This is a genomic window from Pseudomonas fluorescens, assembly GCF_900215245.1.
GTDB classification, from domain to species: Bacteria; Pseudomonadota; Gammaproteobacteria; order Pseudomonadales; family Pseudomonadaceae; genus Aquipseudomonas; species Aquipseudomonas fluorescens.
On the sequence record NZ_LT907842.1, the window covers coordinates 3,628,039 to 3,642,097 of the forward strand.

The 14,059-nt window shown below is 59.4% G+C and carries 14 protein-coding genes; 5 read left to right on the top strand and 9 right to left on the bottom strand.

Going from position 1 to position 14,059, the window contains the following annotated elements:
• Positions 1-89 precede the first annotated feature (89 nt).
• The 3 genes from CPH89_RS16775 to CPH89_RS16785 all read right to left on the bottom strand — a co-directional run bounded on the left by CPH89_RS16775 (position 90) and on the right by CPH89_RS16785 (position 3,384).
• Entirely contained in the window at positions 90-845 is a 756-nt protein-coding gene (locus tag CPH89_RS16775; RefSeq protein ID WP_010212755.1) for a DeoR/GlpR family transcriptional regulator, read from the bottom strand.
• A gap of 95 nt (positions 846-940) precedes the next feature.
• Entirely contained in the window at positions 941-2,446 is a 1,506-nt protein-coding gene (gene glpK / locus CPH89_RS16780) for a glycerol kinase GlpK (RefSeq protein ID WP_053254641.1), read from the bottom strand.
• Between the two features lie 80 nt (positions 2,447-2,526).
• Positions 2,527-3,384: an MIP/aquaporin family protein gene (locus tag CPH89_RS16785; protein ID WP_053254642.1), complete on the bottom strand. Its 858-nt coding sequence runs from the start codon at positions 3,382-3,384 to the stop codon at positions 2,527-2,529.
• A gap of 325 nt (positions 3,385-3,709) precedes the next feature.
• Between CPH89_RS16785 and ybaK the strand changes: the two genes are divergently transcribed.
• The gene (gene ybaK / locus CPH89_RS16790) at positions 3,710-4,180 is read left to right on the top strand and encodes a Cys-tRNA(Pro) deacylase (RefSeq protein ID WP_053254643.1); all 471 of its coding nucleotides are present in this window, start codon (positions 3,710-3,712) and stop codon (positions 4,178-4,180) included.
• Positions 4,181-4,324: 144 nt separating this feature from the next.
• Here ybaK and CPH89_RS16795 read toward each other — a convergent pair whose 3' ends face one another.
• Together CPH89_RS16795 and argF are read right to left on the bottom strand one after the other, a co-directional pair.
• On the bottom strand, positions 4,325-5,434 hold the full coding sequence (locus tag CPH89_RS16795; protein ID WP_053254644.1) for an ABC transporter ATP-binding protein: 1,110 nt from the start codon (positions 5,432-5,434) through the stop codon (positions 4,325-4,327).
• On the bottom strand, positions 5,431-6,351 hold the full coding sequence (argF, locus tag CPH89_RS16800; RefSeq protein WP_053254645.1) for an ornithine carbamoyltransferase: 921 nt from the start codon (positions 6,349-6,351) through the stop codon (positions 5,431-5,433). Before argF ends, CPH89_RS16795 begins: the two co-directional genes overlap by 4 nt.
• Before the next feature lie 434 nt (positions 6,352-6,785).
• On the opposite strand from argF, the gene CPH89_RS16810 reads away from it, so the two are divergent.
• The gene (locus CPH89_RS16810) at positions 6,786-8,894 is read left to right on the top strand and encodes a molybdopterin oxidoreductase family protein (protein WP_053254646.1); all 2,109 of its coding nucleotides are present in this window, start codon (positions 6,786-6,788) and stop codon (positions 8,892-8,894) included.
• 84 nt (positions 8,895-8,978) lie between these two features.
• A complete protein-coding gene (gene grxD / locus CPH89_RS16815; protein WP_053254647.1) occupies positions 8,979-9,317 on the top strand; it encodes a Grx4 family monothiol glutaredoxin in 339 nt (112 codons plus the stop codon).
• Between the two features lie 81 nt (positions 9,318-9,398).
• Here the strand turns inward: grxD and bfr are convergent, their stop codons facing one another.
• The gene (gene bfr, locus CPH89_RS16820) at positions 9,399-9,869 is read right to left on the bottom strand and encodes a bacterioferritin (RefSeq protein ID WP_053254648.1); all 471 of its coding nucleotides are present in this window, start codon (positions 9,867-9,869) and stop codon (positions 9,399-9,401) included.
• 201 nt (positions 9,870-10,070) lie between these two features.
• On the bottom strand, positions 10,071-10,289 hold the full coding sequence (locus CPH89_RS16825) for a bacterioferritin-associated ferredoxin (RefSeq protein ID WP_010564137.1): 219 nt from the start codon (positions 10,287-10,289) through the stop codon (positions 10,071-10,073).
• Between the two features lie 244 nt (positions 10,290-10,533).
• Here CPH89_RS16825 and CPH89_RS16830 point away from each other — a divergent pair, with 244 nt between their 5' ends.
• A complete protein-coding gene (locus CPH89_RS16830; protein ID WP_003172097.1) occupies positions 10,534-11,136 on the top strand; it encodes a peroxiredoxin in 603 nt (200 codons plus the stop codon).
• A gap of 64 nt (positions 11,137-11,200) precedes the next feature.
• On the opposite strand, the gene rnt is transcribed toward CPH89_RS16830, so the two are convergent.
• Entirely contained in the window at positions 11,201-11,872 is a 672-nt protein-coding gene (gene rnt, locus CPH89_RS16835) for a ribonuclease T (RefSeq protein ID WP_017137041.1), read from the bottom strand.
• Complete coding sequence (gene pyrC / locus CPH89_RS16840; protein ID WP_027604589.1) at positions 11,869-12,915, bottom strand: dihydroorotase; 1,047 nt, start codon at positions 12,913-12,915, stop codon at positions 11,869-11,871. Before pyrC ends, rnt begins: the two co-directional genes overlap by 4 nt.
• Before the next feature lie 156 nt (positions 12,916-13,071).
• Between pyrC and CPH89_RS16845 the strand changes: the two genes are divergently transcribed.
• Positions 13,072-13,980 (top strand): flagellar protein MotY, encoded by a 909-nt coding sequence (locus CPH89_RS16845; RefSeq protein ID WP_053254649.1) that lies wholly within the window; start codon positions 13,072-13,074, stop codon positions 13,978-13,980.
• Positions 13,981-14,059 lie beyond the last annotated feature (79 nt).

Below are 14,059 nucleotides of genomic sequence, written 5' to 3' on the forward strand. Positions count from 1 at the left end.
AGCCCGGCTCCCACAGTTGACCGAGTTCCAGCATGAGAATGCGGTCAACTGTGGGAGCGGGCTTGCCCGCGATGAAGTCAGCCCAGGCGCTAAACCACTTCCAGCCGAACCTTGTGCTGGTTCAACAACTGCACCAGTGCCGGCACTGGCTGCTGATCCGTCACCAGACAGTCGACCAAACTGATCGGCCCCAAGCGAATCATGGCGTTGCGCCCGAATTTACTGGAGTCCGCCGCCAGGATGACTTGGCGTGCATTGGCGATGATCGCCTGGGAAACCCGCACTTCCTGATAATCAAAGTCGAGCAGGCTGCCGTCTTCGTCGATGCCGCTGATACCCACCAGGGCAAAATCAACCTTGAACTGGTTGATGAAGTCGACACTGGCCTGACCGACCACACCGCCATCACGGCGCACATTACCGCCGGTCAACAACACATCGAAATCGTCCTTGGCACTGAGCATGGTGGCGACGTTGAGGTTGTTGGTGATGATTTTCAGGTGATTGTGATTGAGCAGCGCACGCGCGATCGATTCGGTCGTGGTGCCGATATTGATGAACAACGAGGCGTGGTCGGGGATTTGCGCGGCAATGGCTTCGCCGATGCGTTGTTTCTCATCGCGCATCTGGTCGGCACGCATGGCGTACGCGGTGTTCTCGACACTGGAGTCATAGGCGGCGCCGCCGTGGTAGCGGCGCAGCAGATTGGCGTCCGCCAGCTGGTTGATATCGCGGCGGATGGTTTGCGGGGTGACAACGAATAGCTGCGCCATCTCCTCGATACTGACGTAACCGCGTTCGCGGACCAGTTCGAGGATTTGTTGCTGGCGGGGAGGCAGATTCATGGGGCGTCCTTTGGGCTGCCATACAAAAGTGGCCCATGATGACGCAGCAAGCGGCTCCCCGCCAGTTACAACCCTATATGGATCCGGCGGTTGGCTTATTCAGCGCCTTCGTGCGGTTCCCAGTCGCGGGTGCGGCTGACCGCTTTTTGCCAGCCGGCGTAGAGTTTTTCTTTGGCGGCTTCATCGAGCATCGGCTCGAATTCGCGTTCGATCACGGCCTTGCCGCGCAACTCGTCCAGGCTGCCCCAGAAGCCACAGGCCAGGCCTGCCAGGTAAGCGGCGCCGAGTGCCGTGGTTTCGCGCATTTGCGGGCGCTCGACCTGGGTACCCAGGATATCGGCCTGGAACTGCATCAGGAAGTTGTTGGCCACCGCGCCGCCGTCCACGCGCAGGGCTTTGAGGCGTTCGCCCGAGTCCTGTTGCATGGCGTCCAGCACGTCGCGGGTCTGGTAGGCAATCGACTCCAGGGCTGCGCGAATAATGTGATCCACGCGTACGCCACGAGTCAGGCCAAACAAAGCGCCACGGGCATACGGGTCCCAGTACGGAGCGCCCAGGCCGGTAAAGGCCGGCACCAGGTAGACGCCGTTGCTGTCCTTGACCTTGCCGGCGAAGTATTCGGTGTCGGTGGCGTCCGCGATGATCTTCAGCTCATCACGCAGCCACTGCACGGTGGAACCACCGTTGAACACCGCGCCTTCCAGCGCATAAGCCACTTCGCCGCGTGGACCGCAGGCGATGGTGGTGAGCATGCCGTGTTTGGATTTGACGGCTTTGTCGCCGGTGTTCATCAGCAGGAAGCAGCCGGTGCCATAAGTGTTCTTGGCCTGCCCGGCTTCCACGCACATCTGGCCGAACAGAGCAGCCTGTTGGTCGCCCGCGATGCCGCCGATAGCGATACCGCTTTTGGTGCGGCCGTAGATTTCTGAAGACGACTTAACTTCCGGCAGCATCTCGCGCGGCACGTCGAGAATCTCCAGCATCTTCGCATCCCACTCCAGCGTGTGGATGTTGAAGAGCATGGTGCGCGAGGCGTTGGTGTAGTCGGTGACGTGGGTTTTGCCGCCGGTAAATTTCCAGATCAGCCAGCTGTCGACGGTGCCGAACAGCAATTCGCCATTGCGCGCACGCTCGCGGCTGCCTTCGACGTTGTCGAGGATCCACTTGAGCTTGGTGCCGGAGAAGTACGGGTCGGTGACCAGGCCAGTGGTGTCGCTGATGTATTGCTCGTGGCCATCGCGCTTGAGCTGCTGGCAGATCTCGGTGCTACGGCGGCACTGCCAGACGATTGCGTTGTAGATCGGGCGGCCGGTGATCTTGTCCCACACCACGGTGGTTTCACGCTGGTTGGTGATACCGATGGCAGCGACCTGGTCATGGTGCAGACCGGCTTGTGCCAGGGCCTCGACCATCACCGCGCTTTGGGTGGCGAAGATTTCCATCGGGTCATGTTCGACCCAGCCGGCTTGCGGGTAATGCTGAGCGAATTCACGCTGGGCGGTGCAGACCACGTTGGCATCGCGATCAAAGATGATCGCCCGCGAACTGGTGGTGCCCTGATCAAGGGCAATGATGTAGTTCTTATTCTGAATGTCGGTCATGTCGATTGCCTTGGACGGAAATAAGGAAGTGAGTAATCAGCCTGGGCCGCAAAAGGGCAGTGGGCACCAGGCTGGCGGTATCAGGAAATACGCGTCTTGCCGTTGACTGCCGTGTCAGTTGTTACTTCAGCTATAGCAGGTGCGGCGCTTGGCAGATGACGGGCAATCAGCCCGCGATAGGCCGCAGCACCGAGGCATGCGCCGACAATCGGCGCGAAAATCGGAATCAGGAAGTAAGGAATATCGCGGCCGCCAGTAAAGGATATTTCACCCCAGCCGGCGAAAAAGGTCATCAGCTTGGGCCCGAAATCCCGCGCCGGGTTCATCGCAAAGCCGGTCAACGGGCCCATGGCGCTGCCAATCACGGCGATCAACAGGCCGATCAGCAGCGGGGCCAGCGGGCCACGTGGCAGGCCATTGTTATCGTCGGTAAGGGCCATGATCACGCCCATCAGGATCGCGGTGATGACCATTTCAACCAGGAACGCCTGGGCAGTGCTCAGCAGCGCATGCGGGTAGGTGGAGAACACCGACGCCAATTCCAGGCTGGCCTGGGAGCCGCGAACCATGTGGTGGGTTTGTTCGTAATCGAAAAAAAGGTTGCTGTAGAGCGTGTAGACCAGCGCGGCGGAACAGAAGGCGCCGGCGATCTGGGCGAGGATGTAGAAGGGCAGTTTGCGCTTTTCGAAATCGGCAAAAATGCACAGGGCGATACTGACCGCCGGATTGAGGTGTGCCCCGGAAATACCGGCGCTCAGGTAGATCGCCATGCTCACGCCGACCCCCCAGATGATACTGATTTCCCACAACCCAAAGCTGGCACCCGCGACCTTGAGCGCAGCGACACAGCCTGTACCGAAGAAGATCAGAAGCGCAGTCCCCAGGAATTCGGCCATGCATTGGCTCGAAAGTGAAGGCTGTTGAAGAGCAGTTGTCATGGCAAACCTCGATTGTTGTTCTTGTTGGGCGCACAACCTCAACGGGCCGTTGCGCAATTTTCACGGTCATCAGAATCCCCATCCTGGCGACGGCTTACTGCTGAACACTCAGGGGCTATTCCTACAGTATTCGGAAACGAAAAAATATAGACAAGAATGACCGCTGTCAAAGGTCGAAAGTGAACCATTGGTCATTTTCGAACTATTGGTCTGGTGAATGATCATGCTTGGCCCTGCCAGCACTCATTTCAGGAGGCGCGCCCTAGAGCGTTTTCCGTGGGCTTGGCCTAGAATTGAGCCTCTTTTAGCCGCGACCGGAGTAGCCATGACCCCCGCACTGGACCTGTTGAAAAAAGTTCGCGCCGAACATCATATTCACAGTTACGAACATGACCCCAAGGCTGCGTCGTATGGCTTGGAGGCTGCGGAAAAGTTGGGGCTCGATCCAGCGCAGGTGTTCAAGACCTTGCTGGCCAGCAGTGAGAAAGGTGAATTGCTGGTGGCGGTGGTGCCGGTCGTCGGAAGTCTGGATTTAAAAGCGTTGGCCCACGCGGCGGGGGTGAAAAAAGTCGAGATGGCCGACCCGGCAGCAGCGCAACGCTCCACCGGCTACCTGTTAGGCGGCATCAGCCCGTTGGGGCAAAAAAAGCGCTTACGCACGTTCATTGATGTAACGGCGCAGCCGTTCGCGACGATTTTTGTCAGTGCGGGAAGAAGGGGATTGGAAGTTGAACTGCCCGCGGCGGTGTTGGCTGAGCATACCCAGGCCAAATTTGCGCCGATTGGTCGGGGCTGAAATTCATATTTTGAAGAGTATGAGAGCCAATGTGGGAGCGGGCTTGCTCGCGAATGCGGTGTGTCAGTTGATAGATTCATTACTGAACCACCGCATTCGCGAGCAAGCCCGCTCCCACATTTTTTACCCGGTTTCGTCAGTTGCTTAGTGCGCGGGGCTGTAGCGGCGAACGCCGGATTCGACCTGAGGAATCTGCGCCGCCGTACTGCCGGACGCTTGGAACAACACCAGATGCTCCGCCGCCACCCGAATCCCCACCTGCGCACCCACCTGATGGTCGGCATGGCTGGGGAAAATCGACTCCAACTGCGCGCCCGTAGGCAGTTGCAGGCGGTACAGCGTCGAGGCGCCGAGGAACGTCTTGCCGACGATCCGCGCTTTCAACGCGCTGTCCGGTGCGTAGACGATGTCATCCGGGCGCAGCAACACGTCCACCGCGCCACCTGTTGGCCAGGTGTAGGCGCGATTGCCGCGCAGGTCACCCAGTTCGGTGCTGACCGATTCCGGTGAGCTCAATTGACCGCGGATGAAATAGCCCTGGCCGATAAAGCTCGCGACGTAAGGTGTCTGTGGTTCGTGATAGAGGTTGTAGGGCGTGTCCCACTGCTCAAGACGGCCTTCTTTGAAAACCCCCACGTGGTCGCTCACGGCGAAGGCTTCTTCCTGATCATGGGTGACCAGAATCGCGCTGGTGCCGCGTGCCTTGAGGATGTCGCGCACCTCATGGCTGAGCTTGCGCCGCAGTTCGCCGTCAAGGTTGGAGAACGGCTCATCCAACAGCAACAGTTGTGGCTCCGGTGCGAGGGCGCGGGCGAGGGCGACGCGTTGCTGCTGGCCGCCGGAAAGCTCGTGAGGAAAACGCTGGCCGAGGTTGTTCAGGTTGACCAGTTCCAGCAGCTCGGCGACGACACGGTCTTTTTGCGGGTGCTTGCGAATGCCGAAGGCGATGTTGTCGGCCACGCTCAAGTGCGGAAACAGCGCGTAGTCCTGGAACACCATGCCGATCCGGCGTTTCTCTGGTGCCAGGGTGAACCCGGCACTGGAAATCACTTCGCCGGCCAGGCTGATTTCACCCTCGTGCACTGGCTCAAACCCTGCAATCGCGCGCAAGGTCGTGGTTTTGCCGCAGCCCGAAGAGCCCAGCAGGCAGCCGATGTCGCCGGCGTTGAGGTGCAGGTTGAGGTTCTGCACCACCCGTTGATCTTGATAGCCGCACGCCAGGTTGCGCAGGTTCAGCAGTAATGGCTGGCTCATGCGTGGTGATACGACGGCGGGACGAGGAATTCAAGCAGCGCCTTTTGTGCGTGCAGACGGTTTTCCGCCTGGTCCCAGGCCACCGAACGCGCATCGTCGAGCAGGTCGAGGCTGATTTCTTCGCCACGGTGAGCGGGCAGGCAGTGCATGAACAGCACGTCCGGCGCAGCCAGGTCGAGCAGCGCACGGGTCACCTGGAACGGTGCGAACAGCGCGAGGCGCTTGGCGGTCTCATCTTCCTGGCCCATGGAGGTCCAGACGTCGGTGCTCACCAGGTGCGCGCCGATGACCGCGTCACGCGGGTCGCGCACTACGGTGACCCGGTCACCGGCCTGTTCCAGGAACCGCGCGTCAGGCTCGTAGCCTTCCGGGCATGCGACGCGCAGTTGGAAGTCGAACTGGATCGCCGCTTCTATATAACTGTTGCACATGTTGTTGCCGTCACCGATCCAGGCCACGGTCTTGCCCTGGATCGAACCACGGTGCTCCAGGAAGGTTTGCATGTCGGCCAGCAACTGGCAGGGGTGCAGGTCATCGGACAGGCCGTTGATCACCGGTACCCGCGAGTTCGCGGAAAATTCGGTCACGGTGCTGTGGGCAAAGGTACGGATCATCACCGCATCGAGCATGCGCGACATGACCCGGGCGCTGTCGGCAATCGGCTCGCCACGCCCCAGTTGGGTGTCGCGCGAGGACAGGAAGATGGCTTGGCCACCCAGCTGGATCATGCCGGCTTCGAACGACACGCGGGTGCGGGTCGACGACTTCTCGAAAATCATCCCGAGCACACGGTTTTTCAAAGGCTCGAACAGTACGCCGCGGTTACGCAGGTCTTTAAGCTCAATGCCTCGACGGATCACGCTGACCAGCTCTTCGGGCGTGCAATCCATCAGGGAGAGAAAGTGCCTTGCGCTCATCATTAACTACCTTTTTGCAACAGACCGCAGATACTCAAAGCCTTGTTTATTGTTACAACGGGCGAGACCTGCGGCGAAAGCCGCACGGGGCGACGAAATAGGGGAAGGCGCGATCTTATAATTAAATGTCGCGTCTTACCAATAGGGCTACGGTTTTTAAGGGTGTTCAAGCAGGGCGCCAAAGCGCTTTTGAAGACTGATTCCTGACAGCAGCACCCCATTTGTACACTGGCGCCAAGACCTCTTGCAATGTGTGAGGGCGGGCCCAGAGCGGGTTGTGTCGGTTTCAGCAACGCTGTGTAAGGTTCTGAAACATTTGCACATGTTTAGCCATGTCCTGGCCTGATGCTTGCCGATTCACAAGACGAACGTTGCTGGTGCCCGCCCAGGCGACGGCCCATAGTTGGGCCAAAGCCCAATAAAAGAGACTGGCCATGACCAAGACTCTCCACCACCGTGCCTGCCATCTGTGTGAAGCCATCTGCGGACTGACCCTGGAAACGACCCAGGCCGAGGACGGCAGCCTGGCGATTACCTCGATCAAGGGCGACCCGCTGGATACGTTCAGCCGCGGGCACATCTGCCCAAAGGCCGTGGCGCTGCAAGACATCCAGAATGACCCCGACCGCCTGCACCAACCCATGTTGCGCGTGGGCAGCGAGTGGCAGCCGATTCCCTGGGATGAGGCGTTTGCGTTGGTGGCCGAGCGATTGGCAGGTATCCAGGCCAGGCATGGGCAGAATGCGGTGGCGGTGTATCAGGGCAACCCCAGCGTGCACAACTATGGGTTGATGACCCACAGCAACTACTTCCTCGGTCAGCTCAAGACACGCAACCGGTTTTCCGCAACCTCGGTGGACCAGTTGCCCCACCACCTCACCAGCCACCTGATGTACGGGCATGGCCTGTTGCTGCCGATTCCGGATATCGACCACACCGACTTCATGCTGATCCTGGGCGGCAACCCGCTGGCCTCAAATGGCAGCATCATGACCGTGCCCGATGTGGAGAAGCGCCTCAAGGCCATCCAGGCGCGCGGCGGCAAGGTGGTGGTGGTTGACCCTCGGCGCAGTGAAACGGCGGCGATTGCCGATCAGCATGTGTTCGTGCGGCCCGGCGGCGACGCGGCGCTGCTGTTCGGTTTGCTCAACACGTTGTTTAGCGAAAACCTGACCCGTGACAGTCATTTGCCGGTTGAGGGGCTCGACGCCGTGCGCAAGGCGATCGCCGGGTTTACCGCCGAAGCCATGAGCCGCCAGTGTGCGGTGCCTGCCGAGCAGATCCGCCAGCTGGCACGGGACTTCGCGGCGGCGGACAAGGCGGTGTGTTATGGGCGCATGGGGGTTTCGACCCAGGCATTTGGCACGCTGTGCCATTGGCTGGTGCAGTTGATCAATCTGGTGACCGGCAACCTTGATCGCGTCGGTGGCGCCTTGTGCACCACGCCGGCGGTGGATTTGGTGGCATCGACCGGTGGCGGGCATTTCAATCGCTGGCAGAGCCGCGTGTCCGGGCGCCCCGAATACGGTGGTGAGTTGCCGGTGTCCGCGTTGGCCGAAGAAATGCTCACCGAAGGCGACGGGCAAATCCGCGCCCTGGTGACGGTCGCCGGTAACCCGGTGCTGTCGACGCCCAACGGCCGCCAACTTGAGAAAGCCCTGGACGGGCTGGAGTTCATGGTCAGCATCGACCTCTATATCAACGAGACGACCCGTTACGCCGACCTGATTTTGCCGTCCACCTCGGCGTTGGAAAACGATCACTACGACACCACGTTCAATATGTTCGCTGTGCGCAACGTCACCCGTTTCAATCGCGCGATTCTGCCCAAGCCTGCGGGCGCGTTGCACGATTGGGAGATCTTTGTCGGCTTGGCCAAGGCCTTCGCCGCGCAGACCGGCGTCGCGCTCAAACCGACCATGGCGCCTGCGCAGATGATCGACCTCGGGCTGCGCGCGGGAACCTACGGTGATGCGTCCCGCCACCAACTGTCGGTGGCGATGCTGGCGGATCATCCTCATGGCGTGGACTTGGGGCCGCTTACGCCCAACCTCGCCGCACGCTTGAAAACCGCGAATGGCCAGGTGCAGGCGGCACCAGCAGTCATCCTCGCTGACCTGGCGCGCTTCGCGGCGCAACCTGAGCCGGTGGCGAATGAACTTCTGTTGATCGGCCGTCGCCATGTGCGCAGTAATAACTCGTGGATGCATAACTATCACCGACTGGTGAAGGGCAAGCCGCGTCATCAACTGCACATGCACCCGGATGACTTGGCCCGTCGGCAATTGAGCGATGGCCAGCGCGTGCGTGTCAGTTCGCGCATCGGCATGATCGAAGTGGAGGTGGTGGCCAGCCTGGACATGATGCCCGGTGTGGTCAGCTTGCCCCATGGTTGGGGCCATGGTCGCCCGGGCGTGCGGATGGCCATTGCCAGCGGGCAGCCAGGGGCGAGTGCGAATGACTTGACTGACGAGCGGCAGTTGGACGAATTGTCTGGAAACGCCGCGCTGAACGGGGTGCCGGTGCAGGTGGCAGCCGCATAAGGCCTGAGCACCGCGCTGGAATTTTGCGTTACAATGCGCCACCGTGCCGACCTGTGAGTCGCGAAGTTCCTGCAGAGGTGTTCCATGGATATCATCGAAACGATCAAAGAGCAGATTGCCAACAACACCATTCTGCTTTACATGAAGGGCGCGCCAAACGCTCCTCAGTGCGGTTTCTCCGCGAAAGCGTCCCAGGCCGTTATGGCGTGTGGCGAGAAATTCGCTTACGTGGATATCCTGCAAAACCCGGAAATCCGCGCCAACCTGCCGAAATACGCTAACTGGCCAACTTTCCCACAACTGTGGGTAGCCGGTGAGCTGGTCGGCGGTAGCGACATCATCGTTGAGATGGCGGCTGATGGTTCGCTGCAAGCGTTGATCAAAGAGGCAGCGGTAAAAGCAGCCGGCAAGACTGAAGCTTGATGCTTGTGTAAAAAGCACTGCAATAAAAAGCCCCGCTTCTCCTAAGAGAGCGGGGCTTTTTTGTACCTGTGCGCGGGGGGGTTATTCACCCATCTGCGATTGCAGGTAGTTCTCCAGGCTGACTTTGACGATCAGGCCTTGTTGGGTTTCCAGCCAGTCGATATGTTCTTCCTGGTCTTCCAGGATATCTTCCAGCAATTCGCGGCTACCGAAGTCGGCCTTGATTTCGCAGTGCGCGATAGCGGCCTTGAGGTCGCTGTGGCTCTTCTGTTCGAACTTCAGGTCGCTGGTGATCATTTCCTGGGTGTGTTCGCCGATGTTCAGCTTGCCCAGGTCCTGCACGTTCGGCAGGCCTTCCAGGAACAGGATGCGCTTGATCAGCGCGTCCGCGTCCTTCATGGCCTTGATGGACTCTTTGTATTCGCGCTTGCCCAGCTTTTCCAGGCCCCAATCGTCATACATGCGCGCATGCAAAAAGTACTGATTGATCGCGACCAGTTCATTGGCAAGGATTTTGTTGAGTTGCTGGATGACTGAGATGTCGCCTTTCATGACTGGGGTCCTGCCCTGTAATAGCTGTCTATAAGCCGGAGTTTGAGCGGCGAACCCCCTAGTGTCAAACCTAAGTTATTGAATAATAAATGAAAATAAATCTGAATAAGAATGTTTGTGTTCCGCGTCTTGGCGCTAACTAATTGAATTGCAGACATAAAAAAACCGGACACGTGGTCCGGTTGTTTAAAACACGCTGATTTAAGCGTGTGTAAATTCTGCTGAATAGGGGAGCGCGGCCTGGGCTGTCTGCAGCTGCGTCAGGGTCTCCCGTACCACTTGCTTGGCGAGGCAAGCGCATTTGCCACACTGGCTGGCAACGCCGGTGGTTTCACGTACTTCCTTGTAGCTGCAGCAACCTTCATAGATTGCTTCGCGGATTTGTCCGTCGGTGACGCCAGTACAAAGGCAGACATACATAAGGGAGAACCATCGCGGGTTAAGGCTTAAGTGCGATGGATCTTAATGTTAACGAGAATGATTGTCAAAGTAGATTCGTAGCTGTTTGCGGCCTCACCGCCGTCGCGCTGACGAACGGTTTTTTCAGTGTATGATGGTCGGTCTTTACGAAGCGTGACTGCGTCACAGGGCTGTCGCTTATAAACGGCAGACTTGGAAGCGGTCCTTTTACTTCAATCGTCACCCTTGCATCAGGAGATATCCAATGAGCGTACTCGTCGGCAAACAAGCCCCGGATTTCGACGTACCTGCCGTCCTCGGCAATGGCGAAATCGTTGACAGCTTCAAGCTGTCTGAAGCCATCAAAGGCAAATACGGCCTGGTGTTCTTCTACCCGCTGGACTTCACCTTCGTCTGCCCTTCGGAGCTGATCGCTCTGGACCACCGCATGGACGATTTCAAGGCGCGCAACGTTGAAGTGGTAGCCGTTTCCATCGACTCCCATTTCACCCACAACGCCTGGCGCAACACCGCTATCAATGATGGCGGCATCGGCAAAGTCAAATACACCATGGCTGCCGACATGAAGCACGACATCGCCAAGGCCTACGACGTTGAATCCGAAGGCGGCGTGGCTTTCCGTGGCGCGTTCCTGATCGACGACAAGGGCGTTGTGCGCTCGCAGATCATCAACGACCTGCCGCTGGGCCGTAACATGGAAGAGCTGATCCGTCTGGTCGACGCTCTGCAATTCCACGAAGAGCACGGCGAAGTTTGCCCTGCCAACTGGAAGAAAGGCGACAAAGGCATGAACGCTTCGCCAGAAGGCGTTGCGGCTTACCTGACTGAGAACGCTGGCAAGCTGTAAGCCACGCTCGAAGCAAAAAAAACCGGCCTGAGAAGGCCGGTTTTTTTATGCGCGGGAAACGACCTCAGTCGTTGAAGTCTTCCCAGCCGCCCATCTGCTTCCAGCGATTGACGATGCCACAGAACAGCTCGGCGGTCTTCTCGGTGTCGTAGCGCGCCGAGTGGGCCTCACGGCCGTCAAAGTCGATGCCGGCAGCCTGGCAGGCCTTGGCCAGCACGGTCTGACCGTAAGCGAGGCCGGCGAGGGTGGCGGTGTCGAAACTGGAGAACGGGTGAAACGGGTTGCGCTTCATGTCCAGTCGCGTCACGGCGGCGTTGAGGAAGCCCAGATCGAAACTGCTGTTGTGGCCGACCAGGATCGCGCGTTTGCAGCCATTGGCCTTCAACGCTTTGCGCACGCCACGGAAGATATCGGTCAGCGCCGCTTCTTCACTCACCGCCATACGCAGTGGGTGGTCGAGTTTGATGCCGGTGAACTCCAGGGCTGCCGCTTCGATATTGGCGCCTTCGAATGGCTCGACACGAAAGAAGTGGGTGTGTTCCGGGAACACAAAACCCTGTTCGTCCATGCCGATGGTAGTGGCGGCAATTTCCAGCAGGGCGTCGGTGGCGCAATTGAAGCCACCGGTTTCTACGTCGATGACAACCGGCAGATAACCGCGAAACCGCTCGGCCATCGGGTGACGGGAACCGCCACCACTGTGCTCGTGTTCGTCATCGTAATGGTCTTCACTCACTTGCTTTCCTCCAGCAGGCGCCAGCGCAGTGTTTCACCGGCGCGCAGCGGGATAACAGTCAGCTCGCCAAACGGCAGGCTGGCGGGGGCGGTCCAGTCTTCACGAACCAGGGTAATACGGTCGGTGTTCGCCGGCAGGCCATAGAAGCGCGGGCCGTTCAGGCTGGCGAAACCTTCGAGCTTGTCCAGGGCATTGCGCTGTTCAAACGCTTCGGCGTACAGCTCGATCGCAGCAAACGCGGTGTAGCAACCGGCACAGCCACACGCGGCTTCTTTAGCGTGCTGGGCGTGGGGCGCGGAGTCGGTGCCGAGGAAGAATTTCGGGTTGCCGCTGGTCGCGGCATCGAGCAAGGCCACCTGGTGGGTATTGCGCTTGAGAATCGGCAGGCAATAGAAGTGCGGCCGAATCCCGCCCACCAGCATGTGGTTGCGGTTGTAGAGCAAGTGATGCGCGGTGATGGTCGCACCGACGTTGGCCGAAGCTTCGGTGACGAACTGCACGGCATCTGCGGTGGTGATGTGTTCGAACACCACCTTGAGGGTCGGGAACAGCTCGACCACACGGCGCATGTGCTCGTCGATGAAGATCTTCTCGCGATCAAAGACGTCCACATCGCCACGGGTGACTTCACCGTGGATCAACAGCGGCATACCGACTTCAGCCATGGCTTCGATCGCCGGCAGAATCTTGTCGATACTGGTCACGCCGGAGTCAGAGTTGGTGGTCGCGCCCGCCGGGTACAGCTTGGCGGCGTGCACGAAACCACTGGCCTTGGCCTGGCGGATTTCTTCAGGCTGGGTGCGGTCGGTCAGGTAGAGCACCATCAACGGTTCGAAGCGGCTGCCGGCCGGTCGTGCAGCGAGGATACGCTGGCGATAGGCGTCGGCTTCTGCGGCATTACGCACCGGAGGTACCAGGTTAGGCATGATGATGGCGCGACCAAACGTGCGCGCTACATCAGCCACGGTTTGGGGTAACGCAGCACCATCGCGAAGATGAATATGCCAGTCGTCGGGACGCAGCAGGGTCAGGCGGTCGGACATTGGGGATTCCAGGCGGGTCAATCTGGTGGGAATGCTACCGGAAAAGACTCTTGCAGGCACTCGCTATCAAGTTTTACAGGACGCTACCGATATCCCAAGGTATGCCTTAACGACGTATGACGCTTTGAAGTGTTGTAGAAACCAGTGGAGCCGCCCGTGCGCCAGCATTATCTAGCCCTGCTCAGTGTGTTCGCCAGCCTGCCTGCGATGGCCCTCACGTTCCAGACACGTCTGGAGAATATTGAGTGGAAGGTGGAAGGCGACCAGTTCGAGTGCCGCTTGACCCAACCGATCACCGATTTCGGTTCGGGTGAGTTTGTGCGCCGGGCCGGCGAGCAGGCGACATTTCGTCTGAAAGCCTACAACGGCGCACTCGGCGCGGGCTCGGCGACCTTGTTGGCCGCCGCTGCCCCGTGGCAGCCGGGCCGGGGTGATATCAACCTCGGTGCTGTGCGTGCCGGCAGTGGCGACGTGTTGTTCAACAGCTCTCAGGCCCAGGCCGGCCGGTTGTTCATGGGCTTGCTGGAAGGGCGCAGCCCAACCGTGCGGCATTACGCGCGTGAAGGCGGCTACTCGGAAATCCGCTTGCTGCCGGTGAAGTTCAACAAGGCCTACAACGACTATCAACTGTGTACCACCAAGCTGTTGCCGATGAATTACGATCAGGTCAAACAGACTGAAGTCGGCTTCCCGGGGGGTGGCATTGAGCTGGATGCGGCAGCCAAGAAGAAGCTGGCCGTCATTGTCGCGTTCATGAAAGCCGATCCTACGGTCAACCATATCGAGTTGAATGGCCATTCGGACAACAGCGGCAACCGCCTGACCAACCGCGACGTCTCGCGCCGTCGGGCCCTGGCGGTCACGGACTACTTCAAGGCCAATGGCATCCCCGAATCGCAGATCACCATGCGCTTCCACGGTGAAAGCTACCCCCTGGCGCCGAATACCAACGCCGCCAACCGGGCACGTAACCGTCGCGTGAACATTCAGCTCGAACGCGTGGCAGCTCCCGAGAAACCCGCGCCTCAGGCGACTGGCCCGAGCAACCCTGCGCACACGTCATAAAATGCGCTTATAAGGTGCGACCATCAGTCGCCCACTCGACATAATCTGTCGCTTTATCTTCATTTGCTGTCGCGCCTCT